14 protein-coding genes are annotated in these 15,961 nt (G+C 65.0%); 8 read left to right on the top strand and 6 right to left on the bottom strand.

Annotated elements, in window-relative coordinates:
• Positions 1 to 3 precede the first annotated feature (3 nt).
• From ABDW49_RS09525 to ABDW49_RS09505, 5 genes are all read right to left on the bottom strand, one after another.
• Positions 4 to 1,569: a response regulator gene (locus ABDW49_RS09525; protein WP_343611468.1), complete on the bottom strand. Its 1,566-nt coding sequence runs from the start codon at positions 1,567 to 1,569 to the stop codon at positions 4 to 6.
• Positions 1,566 to 2,165, bottom strand: a complete 600-nt coding sequence (locus ABDW49_RS09520; RefSeq protein WP_343611466.1) for a chemotaxis protein CheB — start codon at positions 2,163 to 2,165, stop codon at positions 1,566 to 1,568. The genes ABDW49_RS09525 and ABDW49_RS09520 overlap by 4 nt, the downstream gene beginning before the upstream one ends.
• On the bottom strand, positions 2,162 to 3,001 hold the full coding sequence (locus ABDW49_RS09515) for a protein-glutamate O-methyltransferase CheR (protein WP_343611464.1): 840 nt from the start codon (positions 2,999 to 3,001) through the stop codon (positions 2,162 to 2,164). The genes ABDW49_RS09520 and ABDW49_RS09515 overlap by 4 nt, the downstream gene beginning before the upstream one ends.
• The gene (locus tag ABDW49_RS09510; RefSeq protein WP_343611462.1) at positions 2,998 to 6,450 is read right to left on the bottom strand and encodes a response regulator; all 3,453 of its coding nucleotides are present in this window, start codon (positions 6,448 to 6,450) and stop codon (positions 2,998 to 3,000) included. The genes ABDW49_RS09515 and ABDW49_RS09510 overlap by 4 nt, the downstream gene beginning before the upstream one ends.
• A gap of 346 nt (positions 6,451 to 6,796) precedes the next feature.
• Positions 6,797 to 6,997, bottom strand: a complete 201-nt coding sequence (locus tag ABDW49_RS09505) for a hypothetical protein (RefSeq protein ID WP_343614220.1) — start codon at positions 6,995 to 6,997, stop codon at positions 6,797 to 6,799.
• Between the two features lie 166 nt (positions 6,998 to 7,163).
• On the opposite strand from ABDW49_RS09505, the gene ABDW49_RS09500 reads away from it, so the two are divergent.
• The 5 genes from ABDW49_RS09500 (at position 7,164) to ABDW49_RS09480 (ending at position 11,893) form a co-directional block, all read left to right on the top strand.
• On the top strand, positions 7,164 to 7,448 hold the full coding sequence (locus ABDW49_RS09500) for a hypothetical protein (protein ID WP_343611460.1): 285 nt from the start codon (positions 7,164 to 7,166) through the stop codon (positions 7,446 to 7,448).
• Positions 7,449 to 7,677: 229 nt separating this feature from the next.
• On the top strand, positions 7,678 to 8,886 hold the full coding sequence (locus tag ABDW49_RS09495) for a GGDEF domain-containing protein (protein WP_343611458.1): 1,209 nt from the start codon (positions 7,678 to 7,680) through the stop codon (positions 8,884 to 8,886).
• A 71-nt stretch (positions 8,887 to 8,957) separates the two neighbouring features.
• Entirely contained in the window at positions 8,958 to 9,629 is a 672-nt protein-coding gene (locus ABDW49_RS09490) for a hypothetical protein (protein ID WP_343611457.1), read from the top strand.
• 482 nt (positions 9,630 to 10,111) lie between these two features.
• Entirely contained in the window at positions 10,112 to 11,383 is a 1,272-nt protein-coding gene (locus tag ABDW49_RS09485; protein WP_343611456.1) for a hypothetical protein, read from the top strand.
• A 336-nt stretch (positions 11,384 to 11,719) separates the two neighbouring features.
• Entirely contained in the window at positions 11,720 to 11,893 is a 174-nt protein-coding gene (locus ABDW49_RS09480) for a YezD family protein (protein WP_343611455.1), read from the top strand.
• Between the two features lie 6 nt (positions 11,894 to 11,899).
• Here the strand turns inward: ABDW49_RS09480 and ABDW49_RS09475 are convergent, their stop codons facing one another.
• Positions 11,900 to 13,003 (bottom strand): L,D-transpeptidase, encoded by a 1,104-nt coding sequence (locus ABDW49_RS09475; protein WP_343611454.1) that lies wholly within the window; start codon positions 13,001 to 13,003, stop codon positions 11,900 to 11,902.
• Positions 13,004 to 13,178: 175 nt separating this feature from the next.
• On the opposite strand from ABDW49_RS09475, the gene ABDW49_RS09470 reads away from it, so the two are divergent.
• The 3 genes from ABDW49_RS09470 to ABDW49_RS09460 all read left to right on the top strand — a co-directional run bounded on the left by ABDW49_RS09470 (position 13,179) and on the right by ABDW49_RS09460 (position 15,931).
• Positions 13,179 to 13,751, top strand: a complete 573-nt coding sequence (locus ABDW49_RS09470; protein ID WP_343611452.1) for a hypothetical protein — start codon at positions 13,179 to 13,181, stop codon at positions 13,749 to 13,751.
• A gap of 184 nt (positions 13,752 to 13,935) precedes the next feature.
• Positions 13,936 to 15,342, top strand: coding sequence for an FAD/NAD(P)-binding protein (locus ABDW49_RS09465; RefSeq protein WP_343611450.1), 1,407 nt, complete (start codon positions 13,936 to 13,938; stop codon positions 15,340 to 15,342).
• Between the two features lie 31 nt (positions 15,343 to 15,373).
• Positions 15,374 to 15,931 carry a helix-turn-helix transcriptional regulator gene (locus tag ABDW49_RS09460; protein WP_343611448.1) on the top strand — a complete coding sequence of 186 codons (558 nt, stop codon included), beginning with the start codon at positions 15,374 to 15,376 and terminating at the stop codon, positions 15,929 to 15,931.
• The last annotated feature ends 30 nt before the right edge of the window (positions 15,932 to 15,961 follow it).

Below are 15,961 nucleotides of genomic sequence, written 5' to 3'. Positions count from 1 at the left end.
GTTTCAAGAAGCCGGGGCCTGCTGCCCCGGCGCGCCATGGGCGAGCAGCAATTGCTCCAGTGCCTCATAGGCCACGGGCTTGACCAGATGATGGTCGAAACCGGCCTGTGCCGCCAGTTCCTTGTCGCGGTCCTGCCCCCAGCCGGTCTGCGCCACGATCAGCGTCTGGCGGAAGTCATCGTCCTGACGGAAAGCGCGGCAGACCTCATAGCCATCCATCACCGGCAGGCCGATATCGAGCAGAATGGCGTCGGGCCGATAGTCGCGCGCCGCCTCAAGCGCCTCGCGGCCATCGTTGACCACCTGAAAGTCGTGGCCCATTTCCTCCAGCATCCAGCCCATGCTCATGGCGATCATGGCATTGTCATCGACCACCAGAACCTTGAGCGGGCGGTTGGCGGCGGCCTGCGGCGCATCCTCGGCCATGGCTTCACCTGCCACCGCCTGAGCAAGCGGCACACGCAGGGTAAAGGTGCTGCCCTGCCCGATGCCGCCGCTATGCGCCTCGATGGTGCCGCCATGCATCTCGACCAACTGCCGCGCCAGCGCGAGGCCAATGCCAAGCCCGCCCTTGGCATGGACCGAATGATCCTCGATCTGGGTAAAAAGCTGGAAAATCCGCGACTGCATCGCCGGGGGAATGCCCAGCCCATTGTCGCTGACCGCGATCACCGCCTCGCCGTTCTCGACGCGCAGCGACAGACCGATCTGCCCCCCTTCGGGCGTGTATTTGGCGGCATTGTTGAGCAGATTGCCCAACACCTGCGCCATGCGCGTCAGATCGGCATCGAGCCAGATCGCGGCATCGGGCACATCCACCGTCAGCCTGTGACCATGGCTTTCGATCAGCGGGCGGCTGGCCTCCAGCGCGAGGCGGACGATCTCGGCGGCCTGAAGGCGTTCGCGGCGCAGTTCGATCTTGCCCTGGCTGATGCGTGAAACATCAAGCAGATCGTCGATCAGCCGCACCATCTGCGTGAGCTGGCGGTCCATCATCGCGCGAATGTCCTCGGCGCTGTCGCCATCGGGCTTGCGGCGCAGCACATCGATCCCGTGGCGCAGCGGCGCCAGCGGGTTGCGCAATTCATGCGCCAGCGTGGCGAGAAATTCATCCTTGCGGCGGTCGGCCTCTTCCAGAGCGGCGCTACGGGCTTTCAGTTCGTCGCGCTGCGCGGCGATCTGCTGGCGCTGGCGATGGAGTTCGAAGAAAACATCAGCCTTGCTGCGGATGATATCGGGCTCGATGGGCTTGTGGATGAAGTCGACCGCGCCCGCCTCATAGCCGCGAAAGCGCCGCTGGCTGTCGGCATTGCCCGCCGTCACGAAGATGATCGGCACATGGCGGGTGCGGTCATTGCCGCGCATCAGCTCGGCCAGATCGAAGCCCGACAGGCCCGGCATCTGCACATCGACCAGCGCCAGCGCGACATCATGCTTGAGCAGCAGTTCGAGCGCCTCGTCACCCGAGCGCGCCTTGAGCAGCACCAGCCCATCGCGCCGCAGCAGGGCTTCGAGCGAGAGGAGGTTCTCCTCCAGATCGTCCACCAGAAGAAAGCTGACGGGGGTCATGCGGGGTGGTTCCTTCCCGGATCACCCCGGCCCAGCTCCAGTAGGAAGGCCGAAATGTCCTCGATTGTCATAATCTTGGCCTGCCTGCATGCCTCGATGGCAGCTTCGGGCATGGCGGTGGCATAGGCACCTTGCGGATTTTGCACAATGGCCGTTCCGCCAGCATCGGCGATGGCGCGCAGTCCGGTTGCGCCATCCTGATTGGCGCCCGTCAGCACGATGCCCACCAGCGCCTCGCCATAGGCGTCCGCCGCGGTTTCGAACAGCACATCGATGGCCGGGCGCGAGAAATAGAGCGGCTCATCGCTGGAAAGCGACAGGCTGTGGTCCTGCTCGACCAGCAGATGGTAATCAGGCGGGGCGAAATAGACGGTGCCGGGGGCGATCTGCTCCTTGTCCTGCGCCTCGCGCACGGGGATCGCGCATTTGGACTGGAAGAGTTGCGGGATCACGCAGTCACGGTCAGGGCGGATATGCACCACGATCAGGATCGGCAGCGGGTAATCGGCAGGCAGCACCGGCAACAGCCCCGAAAGCGCCGCCAGCGCCCCCGCCGACGTGCCGATCACCACGGCCCGAGGCGTCGTTTCGCTCATCCTTCGGTCTTCTGGTAGATCTTGTCGCCGGTTGCCAGTTCGCTGAAGCTGGGAGCATGGGCGGAAAAGCGCAGGCTCTCCTTCGAGCCCAGCCCGAGGAAGCCCTTGCGGGTCAGGGAGTCATTGAAAAGCCCCACCGCGCGATCCTGCAAGGGCCGGTCGAAATAGATCAGCACATTGCGGCAGGAGATCAGATGCATCTCGGCAAAGACCGCATCGGTGACAAGGCTGTGATCGGAGAACACCACGCGATTGCGCAGGCTCTTGTCGAAGGCGCCTTTGCCATAGGCGGCGGTATAATAGTCCGAAAGCGAAGATTTCCCCCCCGACTTGCGGTGGTTCTCGGTGAAAAGCTGGAAGCGTTCGAGATCGTAGATCCCCGCTTCGGCCTTGGCCAGCGCGTCCTGATTGATGTCGGTGGCATAGAACAGCGTGCGCTGCTCCAGCCCCTCCTCGCGGAAGAGGATGACAAAGGAATAGAGTTCCTCGCCCGTGCTGCAGCCCGCGATCCAGATGCGCAAGCTGGGATAGGTGCGCAGATGCGGGATCACCTTCTCGCGGATCGCCTTGAAATAGGATGGATCGCGGAAGACCTCGCTGACCTGCACCGTCAGATAGGACAGCAGGCGCGGCAGCATCTCGGGATCGTGCAGCACATCGTGCTGAAGCGCCGAGATGCTGCGATAGCCCAATTGCTCGCGCGCCTGCCTCAACCGCCGCTTGATCGAGGCCTGCGCGTAATTGCGGAAATCATAATGATAGCGCCGGTACAGCCCTTCGAGCAGCAGGTGGATTTCGATATCCTCCACCCGCTCACTGATGAGACCATCGCTCATCGCGGCATCCACACGCGCACGAGCGAGAGCAGCTTTTCGACATCGAGCGGCTTGGCCATATAGTCATTGGCCCCGGCGCGGATGCAGCGCTCCTGATCGTCGGGCATGGCCTTGGCCGTCAACGTGATGACCGGCAGCGCCTTCCACGCCGGATTGCGGCGGATGGCGCGGGTGGCGGCCAGACCGTCCATCACCGGCATCATCACATCCATCAGCACCAGATCGATGGCGATCTCGTTCTGCGCCGAGGCCTTTTCCAGCACCTCCAGCGCCTCGCGCCCGTTGCGCGCGATCTCGATGATCGCGCCGCGCGGTTCGAGGATGTTGGTCAGCGCATAGACATTGCGGATGTCATCCTCGACAATCAGGATGCGGCGGCCTTCGAGAATGGCGTCGCGGTTGCGCGCCTTGCGGATCATCGTCTGCTGCTCGTCCGACAGATCCGAGACGACCTGATGCAGGAACAGGCTGACCTCGTCGAGCAGGCGCTCGGGCGATTTGGCCCCCTTGATGATGATCGATTTGGAATAGCGCCGCAGCTTCTGCTCATCGTCGGCAGAGAGGTCGCGCCCGGTGTAGACGATCACCGGCGGGAAGGAATAGGCCTCCTCGCGGCTCAGCGTTTCCAGAAGCTGATAACCCGAGGCATCGGGCAGCGACAGATCGAGCACCATGCAGTCGAAGGTCTGGTCCTTGAGCAGTTCCAGACATTGCGCCGCCGTGCCCGCCGCCACCGTCTCGACATCCTGCGAGGCGAGCAGGCGTTCGACGGCATCGCGCTGCACATCGTCATCCTCGACCACCAGCACGCGGTGCATGCGCTGGGCGAGCTTGGCCTCCAGACGGCGCAGCACCTCGGCCAGATCCTCGCGTTTCACGGGTTTGAGCATATAGCCCACCGCGCCCAGCGAGAGCGCGGTCTGCGCGTGATCGCTGCCCGAAACGACATGGATCGGGATATGCCGCGTCTGCACATCACGCTTCAACCGATCAAGCACCGACAGCCCCGACTGATCGGGCAGACCCACGTCCAGCACCACCGCGCTGGGCATATATTGCTGAGCCAGCACCATGGCCTCTTCCGCCGTGCTGGCGACCAGCGCCTGGAAGCCCATCTCACGCGAGAGATCGCGCAGGATACCCGCGAAAGCCTCATCATCCTCGATCACCAGCAGGATACGGCGGGTCTGGTCGACGGCCTCGCCCAGATGGTCGCGGTCATCCTCCACCTTGCGCGGCAGCACCAGAGGGGCCAGCGCGGGCGGCGCCGGTTCGGCGGCGACAGGGGCCTGTGCGATGCTGGCCGTGGGCCGGTCGGGCCGGGGCTGCACCGCCGCCGGATCATAAGCGATCGGCAGCTCGACCGAGAAGGTGCTGCCCTCGCCCAGCGTGCTTTCCAGACTGATCGTGCCCCCCAGCAGCCGTGCCAGCTCGCGCGAGATCGACAGGCCAAGCCCCGTGCCGCCATATTTGCGGCTGATCGTGCCGTCGGCCTGACGGAAGGCATCGAAAACGCTCTGCTGCTGCTCGGGCGACATGCCGATGCCGGTGTCGCGCACCGACAGCGCCACACGCCCCTCGCCCACGCGCTGCAGCGCCAGTTCGACCCGGCCCTTCTCGGTGAATTTGAAAGCGTTGGAGAGCAGGTTCTTGAGCACCTGCTGCAGGCGCTGCACATCGGTCTCGATCACATCGGGGCAGCCCGGCGCGACCTGAATGGAAAATTCCAGCTTCTTCTCGCGCGCGATGGGCTCGAAGGTCTGCTGCACCTCCTTGACCAGCCGGTCGACCGAGGCGCTTTCCGGGCGGATCTCGACATGCCCCGCCTCGATCTTCGACAGGTCCAGAATATCGTTGATCAGATTGAGCAGATCGGTGCCCGAGGACTGGATCGTGCGGGCAAACTTCACCTGCTCTGCGGTCAGGTTCTCCAGCGGATTGTCCGACAGCAGCTTGGCCAGAATCAGCAGCGAATTGAGCGGCGTGCGCAATTCATGGCTCATATTGGCAAGGAAATCAGACTTGTACTGGCTGGCCTGCTCCAGCTCGCGCGCCTTGAGCTGTACCGCGCTGGCCGTGCGGACCAGATCGTCGCGCTGGGTTTCAAGCTGCTGGGCCTGTTCCTCAAGCTGGGAATTGGTGGTTTCCAGCTCGGCCTGCTGCTGCTCCAGCCGGACCTGCGATTCCTTGAGCGCCCTGCTCTGCTCCTCCAACTCCTCGTTGGAGACGCGCAGTTCCTCGCTCTGGACCTGCAGTTCCTCGGACTGGCGCTGGGTTTCCTCGATCAGATCCTGCAATTCGCTGCGGTAATCGGCCGAGCGGATCGCCACGCCAATCGCCTCGGACGCCTGGCCGAGCAGCTCCAGCGTCATCCTGTCCATGGCATGGATAAAGCCGAGTTCGATCACCGCATTGACGCTGCCATCCATGCCCGCCGTCGAAACGACCAGATCGCGCGGCTTGTCACGCCCCAACGCGGAGCCGATGGTGAGATAGCCCTCGGGCACATCGCGGATGACGATGGGCCTACCCTCGGCGGCCGTCTGGCCCAGCAGGCCCTCGCGCATGCCGAAACGATCGGGCAAGGGCGCGTCACTGGGCACGCCATAGCTGGCGACCCGGCGGAAATCCCCGCCCGAACGCACGAAAAGCGCCCCGGCATGAGCGTCGAGATAGCGCGCCAGAAACTGCAGGATGTTGTCGCCCAATTCCTCGGTGCGCTGGTCGCCCTGCATGGCGGCGGCAAGGCCCATCTGGCCTGACTGCAGCCACTCCTGACGCTGACGCGCCGCCGTTGCCCGCATGATCAGAATGCCCACCACACCGGTCAGCAGCATGCCGAGCAGGCCCGAGAGAATGCCGCTGGCCAAGGCCGTCTGATAGGCGCCGTCCATTTCGGTGAGGCGCGACTGGCGCAGCGCGGCCTCTTCCTGATCCATCACCGCAAGCTGGGCGCGGATCGTGTCCATCTCCGCCTTGCCCCGGTCGGAGCGCACCACCGCAAGCGCCGCTTCCTCGCCCTTGCCGCGACGCAGGTCGATGGTTTCGCGCAATTCGCCCAGCTTGGCCTCGACATGCAGCCGCAGCGGCTTGATGCGCGCCTGCTGCTTGGCATTGTCGCGCGTCAGCTCCGCCAGCGTGGCGATCTGCCCCTGCAGCGAGAGCACCGCCGCGCGATAGGGCTCCAGATAGCGCTCATCCCCGGTCAGCAGAAAGCCGCGCTGGCCGGTTTCGGCATCCTTCACGCTGGAGAGCAGCTCATCGAGCGTGCCGATCACCTCATGCGAATGGATGATCAGCTCATTGTCCTGCTTGAGCGTGCGGATGTTGAACCAGGCAATCCCGCCCACGATCAGGAAAAAAACCAGAACGGCCGCAAGGCCTGTCATCACGAGGGGTTCCAACGCCGATTGACGCTTGGCGGTGGCAGGCGCGGAGATGGTGTTCATGGAGGCTTTCACAGGGAAGGTGGGGCACAGGAAGGATAAGGCGCCGGAGTGTCATGCATGGCGCCGACCGAAAAGCATATGGGGAAAGAGGCCGCGGAGCCTCAACGCGATTGGCGCATGATCGCTTTTACGAAAGGCCGGACATCAGCCTGCCGCATCGGCCCTGCAACAAAGGTTTCTGAATGCCCGGTTTTTGCACATATCCCCCATTGATGCGCGACCACCGGCTTTAAACACCCTTGTCGGCACATGGTTCCATGGGTTTGCGTATTTTTGCGCGAACTGCGCGCATCGGGCAGGACGCGCGCAGCATTAACCTTTATCTCTCGCGAATTGACGGGCCTTTTCAACCCTTGGGCGTCACCCAGACCTCGACCGGCGCAACGAATTTCCCCGGCGCGGGCTTGCCGACATGGACGCGGTCGGCGGTGACCAGTTCACCACTGGCAAGATTGAAGCTGACCCAGGGTTTGGGCATCCGGCCGAAGGTCATTTTCTGGATCGGCTGGCCGGTGGTCGAATTCATGATGGTGGCGATGATGCTCATCCGCCCGCCGCTAGCGCCGCCCGCCCCCTCGCGTCCACCGCCGGCCACCGGTTTTCCACGAGGCGGCAAAAGCTTCGCCATGGATCAATTGAGGCAACCGGCGCTTTCATCCCGGCACCCTGAACCATCAGGGGCCATCCGCAGCAGCAAACCGAAAGGAATGTTCATGAGGTTCCATCCCAAGACCACCCTGCCCTTCACCGCCGTGGCGCTGGCCGCCATGGTCAGTGTCGCGGCCCCCGCCTCGGCGCAGGTCACGCATGAGACCCAGGAACACCACAGCACGAGCACCAACACCACCGTGCCGGGCAATGTCTCGACCAACAAGGTGAAGACCGTGCACATCAAGAAGCATTTGGCAGCCCCGGCCAAACCCGCGCCCGGCTCCGCCGTCCACACCACGGTGACCAAGACGGAGCATCGCAGCGCTTCGAGCCAGTCGGGCCAGTAACGTCCCTTTGGCCAGCCGGCCATAACGCCGCCCGCCTCTTCCCCCAAGAGGCGGGCGGCTTTGCCTGATGCGCGCATCCCGCGGCTTGAGCGCAATCGATGGCACAGCCCAAACGAAGGCAAGACCTCCGTTTTTTCACGGGACGGCATGCTCGCGGAAAATTTAACTCAAAATTTTTCTCTCCACGCCATGGTGCGTCGCAACACGCCACGTAACCACGGCCATACCCATGCATGTCGACCTGACCACCCTTTATCTTCTTGTCATCGGAACGCTGCTGGTCAGCGCTGGCATGACCCTGTGGGAGCGCAAGATCCGCCCGGAGCGCAGCCTGTCGCTCGACCTGTGGGCGTCGGGTTACGTGATGCTGGCGCTGGGCTGCTTCGCGGCGACGGACCGGGGCCATCTGCCCGGCGTCTGCGGCGCGGCGCTGAGCAATCTGGTGATCATGAGCGGCTATCTGCTGATCCTCAACGGCGTGGCCTCGCTCAGCGGTCGGCATTATCGCCTGTCCTCGATCGGCATGCTGGCGGGCCTTGCGCTTATGTGGTCGCTGGGCGGCACGCGCTGGCAGGGTGTCATCTGGGCCTATATCTCGGCAGGGCCGATCGCGCTGGTCAGCGCGGCCACGGCATGGGAAATGCTGCGCTGCAAGGGTCTGCGGCATCTGCGCTCCAGCCGGATCGTCATCGCCGCGACCAGCGCCTATGCCCTGCTCTATGCCGCGCGGGTGGTGCTGCTGCCGTTTCTCACCAGCCTTTACGGACAGGACTTCCTGGCCTGGGCCAGCGTGGTGACGATGTATGGCGGCGTGCTCTATTCGGTCGGGCTGCCCATGGCGCTGCTGACGCTGATGCGGGAGGAAGCCCATGACCGCCTGCTCCAGCTCTCGCTCACCGATTATCTGACCGGGCTGGGCAACCGCCAGTGGTTCTTCGAGCAGGGCGCGAAGGTGCTGGGCAGCGCGAAACGCTCGCTCTCGCTGCTCGCCTTCGACATGGACCATTTCAAATCGATCAACGACCATCATGGCCATGCCACCGGCGATGAGGTGCTCAAGGTCTTCGCTCGCATCGCGCGCAGCCTGCTGGGCCCCGATGCCGTGATCGCCCGCATCGGCGGCGAGGAATTTGCCGCCCTGCTGCCCGATTGCGATGGCACACAGGCGCGCCACATCGGGCAATTGGTGGTCCAGACCTTCGGCAGCACCGTCGCCCTGACCGCCAGCGGTGTGGCTGTGCGCTCGACCGTCAGCATCGGTCTGGCGGAAATGAACTGTGCCCGAGCTCCCCATTCAGCCTCCGAAAGCGAGCTGCGCAAGGATCTGGCGGCGCTGCTTTCGGCGGCGGATCGCGCGCTTTATGCCGCCAAGGCTCTGGGGCGCAACCGGGTGGAAACCGCCGCATCTGCCGGGCTGCCGCGTGTCTCCTTCGGCTGAGATAAAATTTCCATACGAAAGGCACCCGTCGAGCGCTTGACGCAAGCGTGATCGCGTGATGGAAGGCCTCGGTGACCGACCAGCTCAAACCCGAATCGTCCGCCGAAAACCGCCCTCACGCCAAGGCCGAGGTGCGCGCCGCCGAAGCCGCAGCGATCCGCCGCCGCTGGATCACGCTGGGCGAGGTGCTGGCCGTGCTGGCGGTGATCATCTCGGCGCTGACCCTGTGGAACAACTGGAGCGAGCGCCACGCCAGCGATGCGGTGAAGAATGCCGATGCGGCCAAGGCCTCGGCGCGGGCGGGCACTTTGCTGCTGGTCGCGATCAATTCGGGCAAGAGCGAGCTGGTGCTCAAGCCGGGTTCGGCCGAGCAATCGGTGCAGAGCCAGCAGATCAGCTTCCCCTCGGCCCTGGGCATCGCGCCTGCCGAGACCACCGGCGAGCCGCGCCTTGAGGCCGCCTGGTTCGACAGCGCGCTGAAAAAGGCGCGCAGCGACGCGCAGATGCCCGATGACAGCCGGGGCGACGAACGCCTTCCCGTGATCATCACCACCCATTTCCTGGTCGATGGCGAGCCGCATGAGGATGTGGCGCTTTACGACATCGGCTACAGCATTTCCGGCCGCTGGCTGGGCGGCCACAGCGTGACCCTGCGCGGTGTCTCGCTGGTGTCACGCACGAAGGGCAATCATGCCCAGGCCGCGCTCGATGCGCGATGGAGCCGATTGTTTCCCAAGACATAATCCGGCAGCTTAGGTCTCACCCCGAGGCCGTCGGGGCATGCGGAGAATGGCATGCGCACAATCCTTCTCGGGCTGACTTTGAGCATCTCCGCCGCGCAGGTCGCGGCCCAGCCTGCCCCTCCCGGTCAGGCGCCATCCCCGCCGCCCTCCACCTCCGGCGGCCATGACATTCTGGTCAAGGCCACTCCGGGCAAGAGCAGCGGCTGGCGTCGCGCCGAAACCGACCATTTTATCGTCCTGAGCGATGGCAGCGAAAGCGAATTGCGCCGCGTCACCGCCAATCTGGAAACCTTGCGCCATCTGCTGACCCGGCTCTATCTGGGCGGCGAGAAGGACGATCCCACCGCCCGGCTGACGATCACCCTGCTGCCCTCGCGCGATGCCCTGCGCGATCTGGGGCTGGCAATCAGCACTATCGCGAAGGCCCCTATGGCGGCGGGATCGGCGATCAGCGCTATTATGACCCGCGTGAGGATGGCGCGGTGCTGGCGTTGGCCCGTGTCGACCAGAACCTCCCGATGGACACCGCGAAAGCCCGCGACCGCGATTGCGAGGATATGGCGGCCCAGGGTCTCGACTGCATCGACGCGAAGCCCGTCTATCACCCCGCCCTGGTCCGCACATGGCAGGCGGTGCTTTATGGCGCCTATGCCCAGCACTTCATCCTTTCGCATCAGCCCGCCGCCTATCCGCGCTGGTATCTCGACGGGATCGGCGCGCTGTTCTCCACGGTGGAGTATCGCCGCGATGGCGCCGTGGATTACGCCGGACCGCCGGAGAATTATCGGCAGGTCACGCGCTCCTACGGGCTGCTCAACATCAGGGATGTGCTGACGGGGCGCTATCTCGATCCGGCCTATCACCCCATGGTCTGGACGCCCTATCACGCCTGGCTGATGGCGCAGTTCTTCCTCTACTCCCCGATCAAGCCTGAGCGGCGGGAGCAATTGTCCCGCTATATGGCGGCCATTGCGCAGGGCACGCCGATGGCGCGGGCCGCCACGGTTTTCGGCGACATGCAGCACCTGCAGCGCGAGTTCGAGGTCTATGCCGAAAAGCCCGCCAGTCTCGCGCGCACCGACAAGCATGCCGTCCAGTCCGCCGAACCGGTGATCGCTGCCCTGTCGCCCGAGCAGGCCGCGCTGATCGCGCCGCGCATCCAGCTCGCCGGATGGACCTCCACACCCGATGCTTCCGGCGCGGAGCGGTTGAACCAGTTGCAGCAGGGCCTTGCGGGGCTTGGGCAGGACAGCGACGCGCTCCTCCTGGCCGCTCAGGCCGATTGCCGTGCTGGCCATGCCGAGCGCTGCCTCGCTCAGGCGGAGCAGGTGCTGGCACGCACGCCCGACAATGCCACGGCGCTTGCTTGGAAAGGCATTGCCCTGACCGATCGCGCGCTCTCGGGGCCCGCCGCTGACCGCGCCGCTGGTCTGGCCGCCGCTCGCGACGTGCTAGGCCGGGCGATCCACGCCGATGACAGCGCGACCCTGCCGCTGATCTTCTATTTCGAAAGCTTCACCCGCGCGGGCGAGCCTGTGCCCGAACCCGCGATGCAGGGCATGGTGCGCGTGGCGCGGGCGATGCCCGAAGCACCGCAGCCCCGGCTCGAACTGGCCGGAGAGCTGCTGCGCGAGGGCAAGGCGGATCTGGCGCGGCGGGTGATCGCGCCTGTGCTCTATGATGCCGATGAAACCCCGGACAGGATCCGGGCGCAAAGCCTCTTCGCGATGAAGGATACGGCAGCGCATCCCTGATCTACAGGCAAAAAAGCGACGGAGGCGGGGCTTGGCCGCCCCCGTCGCGAGATCAAAGGGTCATGCGCCGGATGAAGAGCAGCCTTCGATCGCGGCGGCGCATCGACGCGGAGGGTCCAGATGGGCAAGATCCGGCTTCCGCGTCGATCGGTTAATCCCTACTCATAAAATAGGATATTGTCCTGCAACGCATCTTTTGCCCCGCCGAAGAAAAACTTCGATGCCCGCGCCTTGCGCGATTTTCGGGGTTTATCGCCTGACAGAACAAGTTTATTCCTATTTATCAAATAGGGTTTAACCTGAGCGTCATGGCGCCCCCGCCGGATGGAGACAATCATGACCCTGCCCACCCCGATCCAGCGCGGCGATGATCATGCCTCTGCGCTGGAAAACAGCCTCGCCGAGGTGCGCAATGCGCTGCAACGCCTGAAATATGGCCAGATCGCCATCACCATTCATGATGGCAGGGTGGTGCAGATCGACGTGACCGAGAAAAAGCGCTTCGCCTGAGCCGCCTCAGCCCGCTTCACGCTCCCCCATGAAGTGGACCAATATGCCCGGCAACACACCCGCCGCCAGAGCGTTGGCATCCCAATTGGTCATCCGCACGCAGCCATGGCTGGCGGTCTTGCCAATCTTGTCGGGATCGGGCGTGCCGTGCAGGCCATAGCTGGGGGCATTGAGATCGATCCACACCGCGCCGACCGGATTGTTCGGCCCCGGCTTGATCACCAGCTTGCCCGCCTTGCGCGGCCCCCAGTTCAGCTTGGCCGGATCATAGGTGTAATCGGGGTTGAAGGCCACACCCACCACCTTATGCGTGCCGCTTGGCGAGGGGCGATCGGTTGATCCGACGGTCGCCGGATAAAAGGCGATCAGCTTGCCATCCTTGCCATAGGCGCGCACCGCTTCCTGTGCCTTGGCGACCTCGATCCGGGAGACATCGCCCTTGGCCAACGCCGGCGCCCCGGCGTCGACCACCAGGATCCGCTGGCCGGCTTTCGTGAAATCCACCCCGGCATTCAGCGCCTTGAGCAGGTCCTGGCTCATATGGAACCGCTCGGCCAAGGCCTCGACCGGATTGGTGAATTGCGGGCCGTTTGGCAGGGCCGCCAGCTTGACGAAGTCCTCGCCCACATCCTGCGCGAAGGGCCCCTGCACATCCTGAGGCGTCAGTGTGTAAAGCTGCGCCACCCCGCGCCCGCCCTGAGCCTGCGCCAGCAGCGCCTGCCACGTCTTGCCATCGATGCTGCCGTTGTCGGGCAGATCATGCGCGCTCTGGAAAGCCGCGACCGCGTGACGCAGATTGGTGCCCAGTTTCCCGTCGATCACCCCCGGAGAAAAGCGCGCGCGGGCCAGCAGCACTTCGGCTCGAATGATAAAGGGATCAGGCGCGGCCTGAGCCGCCGGGCTGGCAGGCATCGGCGCAACACCCTCGGGCAGGGGCAGCGCCTGATTGATCCGCGCCACATCGCCCGCACGCGGATCGGGAGAGGCCGGCGCGCTCGCCCCGGCTGATGCGGCACTCTGCCCGGCTTGTCCCACCGCGGCCTGACCGGGGCCATTGTCGCAGGCGCAAGCCAGTAAGGTCAGCGGCCACAGGACAAGCTGTTTCTTCATGATATCACGACCCTTTACGGTTAAGCTTGCCTATCGGAAGCCGCGCGCCGGGGGCTTTGTTCCACAAGCATCTCACCCCATCGCAAGGACGGAACGCGCCGCGCCCCGCTTCATCCACCGTTCAGCCAGCGCCGATAGATTTCCGGGCACTTGAGACGGAGAGGAGCCACACCCAATGCGCATGTCGCCCAAAGTCCTGATCACCGCCGCCGCCCTGTCGCTGGCGGTGGCCTGCACGGCGCAGGCCGCCACGGCCAAGCTTCACACCATGCTGGTCAATCTGCCCGACGGCACCGTCGCCCATGTCAGCTATGCCGGCGATGTGGCGCCGAACATTGTGTTCCAGCCGGTCGATGCGCCTCAGGAGGCCGCCATGGAGACCCGTGCCATGGCCGATCCTTTTGCCCAGATGGCGATGATCTCGGCCATGATGGACCGCCAGACCGATGCGATGATGCAGCAGGTCGCCGCCATGCAACAGGCAGCCGCCACGCAGGGCAGCGCGCCGGGCATGACCGCCACCGGCGCCCAGGCTCTGCCTCAGGGCATGCATATGACCTATGTGTCGACCACGCAGGATGCCAATGGCTGCACCCGCACGATCTCCTATTCCTCGGACGGCACACAGGCCGCCCCCAAGGTGACCGAGGCCGCCTCGCACGGCTGCGGCGCCGCCACGCCCGGCCAGCAGGCCGCTCCGGGCAAGGCCCCTGCCGAGCAGGCCGTTTCGCCCGACCGCCGCGTCTGATTTTCACCACACCCGAACCATGCGCGAGCGGTTCCCGATGGGAGCCGCTCGTTTGCTTTGAGCCGAAGCCATGGAGCCGCAAAGAATTTCTTGTAAGACGATATGGTTGGTAGAGTTTACACGAAGGCTCACCGGCCCCGCCCGTCATGGCAGGCGCCCGGAACAGTCTTCAGGATGGAATAATATGGTTCAGACAACACCCCATCCTCTGGCCGATATCGAAACCGCCCCCCTTCCCATTGCTATCGTCGGCGCCGGATTTTCAGGGACACTGCTGGCGATCAACCTGCTGGCGCAAGGCGCCCATGTCGTGCTGGTCGAGCGCCAGCGCGAGAAGCTGGCGCAGGGTCTGGCCTATCAGACAAAGCAGCCCGAGCATCTGCTCAACGTCCGCGCCAACAATATGAGCGCCTATGCCGACGACCCGGACCATTTCCTGCGCTGGCTGGAACAGGGCCAACCGGCTTCCGCCACATCGAGCGAGGAACAGGCCAACCGTTTCGTCCCCCGCCCCACCTATGGCCGCTATCTGCGCGAGCAGTTGATGAAAGCCATGGCCAGCGCGCCGGGCCGCTTCACGCTCAAGGAACAGGATGCGGTCGCGGTCGAATGGCGTCAGGACCGCGCGGTGCTGCAACTCGACAGCGGCGAGGTGGTGCATGCCGCCTCGCTGGTGCTGGCACTGGGCCATGTCGAGCCCTCGCCCTTGCCGGTCTTCGCCCATCTGCCCCCGCATCTTGCGGTGAGCAACCCGTGGTCTCCCCGCGCCATCGAGGGCCTGGGGCCAGACGACCATATCCTGCTGGTGGGCACGGGGCTGACGATGGTCGATGTCGCCATGTCGCTCGATGCGGCGGGATGGCGCGGGCGGATCACGGCCTGCTCGCGCCGGGGGCTGCTGCCGCGGGTTCATGCCGAGACGGGCCCCAATGTGACGCCGGTCTTCCCGCCGCAGAAACATGGTTCATGGCTGCTTCACCATCTGCGCGAGCGGGCAAGGCAGGTCGACTGGCGTCAGGCCGTGGATGAGATCCGCCCCCATGCGCAAAGCCTCTGGCGCCTGCACGACACAAGCGAACAGGCCCGTTTTCTGCGCCACGTCCGCCCGTGGTGGGATGTGCATCGCCACCGCATGGCCCCGCCCGTGGCCCAGCGCCTTCACGCCATGCAGGAAGACGGTCGCCTGACCCTGCTGGCCGGGCGGATCGAGGCGGCGCAGCAGCAGGGCGATGCGCTGAACGTCACCCTTCAGCCGCGCGGCACCGAGCGGGTGGAAACCTTGCGCGTCACGCGCATCATCACCTGCACCGGGCCCGAGGGCGATATCACGCTGAACCCTGCTCCGCTGCTGGCCGCCCTGCTGGCGCAGAAGCGCGCGCGGCCCGATGTGCATCGCATGGGGCTCGATGTCGATCGGCGGGGCCATGTGCTCAACACCGTGGGCAAACCGCAGCCACGCCTCTTCGCGGTCGGCCCGATGACACGGGGCGAGGCATGGGAGACGGTCGCCGTGCCCGATATCCGCCGTCAGGTCTGGCATCTGGCGCGCACGCTGACGGACTCGCATTGGGTCGAGGGCGACGGGCTTTGACGCGATAAGCGCGCGGGGATAGAAACGGGCCATGGATGACGCTCTGTCAGACCCTTTGTCGCTTGGTCGCGCGCTGCGCCGTTTCCGGCGGCTGCATGCCATCAAGCAGACCCATCTGGCCGAGATGCTGGGGGTGAGCCAGGGCAGTGTTTCGCGCTGGGAAAGCGGCACGCATCAGCCCGACCCGGCACAGCATGACCGCCTGCTCGACCTGATGGCGGCGCGCGCCGATGCGGTCGGCGATGCCGCCCTGAAGCGCCTGATCGCCACCTCGACCGCGCGGGTTCATCTGGTCTGCGATGTGACGCATCGGCTGCTGGCGGTGTCTCCGGCGCGGGCGGCATCGTGGGGCGGGGATGTCGGGGCCTATATGGACCGCTCGCTCTGGCGCTTTGCCACGCCCGAGATCGTTGAGGCGCAGGAAGGCCTTGCCACGCAGGGCTGGTTCGAGCGGCCCTTCGGCACGAAACGCTTCCGCACCAGCGCCAATGGCAGCAACACCATCTCGATCCAGCCCGGCATCATGATGTGGGAAAGCCTGCCGCTGGCCGATGGCCGGGTCGGGCGCCTGACCACCGCGCTGGATTGAGGCTCCACGCATAATTCATTCGTGGGCGCG

Source organism: Novosphingobium sp., from assembly GCF_039595395.1.
In the GTDB taxonomy this organism is placed as follows: domain Bacteria; phylum Pseudomonadota; class Alphaproteobacteria; order Sphingomonadales; family Sphingomonadaceae; genus Novosphingobium.
Note: the sequence above shows the minus strand (reverse complement) of the source record. Positions and strands in the feature narration are given on the sequence as shown.

Excerpts from the sequence above, each read along its gene's own strand:
- ABDW49_RS09515 (WP_343611464.1), bottom strand. The coding sequence starts at position 3,001 with ATGAGCGATGGTCTCATCAGTGAGCGGGTGGAGGATATCGAAATCCAC.
- ABDW49_RS09495 (WP_343611458.1), top strand. The coding sequence starts at position 7,678 with ATGCATGTCGACCTGACCACCCTTTATCTTCTTGTCATCGGAACGCTG.
- ABDW49_RS09470 (WP_343611452.1), top strand. The coding sequence starts at position 13,179 with ATGCGCATGTCGCCCAAAGTCCTGATCACCGCCGCCGCCCTGTCGCTG.
- ABDW49_RS09475 (WP_343611454.1), bottom strand. The coding sequence starts at position 13,003 with ATGAAGAAACAGCTTGTCCTGTGGCCGCTGACCTTACTGGCTTGCGCC.
- ABDW49_RS09500 (WP_343611460.1), top strand. The coding sequence starts at position 7,164 with ATGAGGTTCCATCCCAAGACCACCCTGCCCTTCACCGCCGTGGCGCTG.
- ABDW49_RS09510 (WP_343611462.1), bottom strand. The coding sequence starts at position 6,450 with ATGAACACCATCTCCGCGCCTGCCACCGCCAAGCGTCAATCGGCGTTG.
- ABDW49_RS09505 (WP_343614220.1), bottom strand. The coding sequence starts at position 6,997 with ATGAGCATCATCGCCACCATCATGAATTCGACCACCGGCCAGCCGATC.
- ABDW49_RS09520 (WP_343611466.1), bottom strand. The coding sequence starts at position 2,165 with ATGAGCGAAACGACGCCTCGGGCCGTGGTGATCGGCACGTCGGCGGGG.
- ABDW49_RS09480 (WP_343611455.1), top strand. The coding sequence starts at position 11,720 with ATGACCCTGCCCACCCCGATCCAGCGCGGCGATGATCATGCCTCTGCG.
- ABDW49_RS09525 (WP_343611468.1), bottom strand. The coding sequence starts at position 1,569 with ATGACCCCCGTCAGCTTTCTTCTGGTGGACGATCTGGAGGAGAACCTC.
- ABDW49_RS09460 (WP_343611448.1), top strand. The coding sequence starts at position 15,374 with ATGGATGACGCTCTGTCAGACCCTTTGTCGCTTGGTCGCGCGCTGCGC.
- ABDW49_RS09465 (WP_343611450.1), top strand. The coding sequence starts at position 13,936 with ATGGTTCAGACAACACCCCATCCTCTGGCCGATATCGAAACCGCCCCC.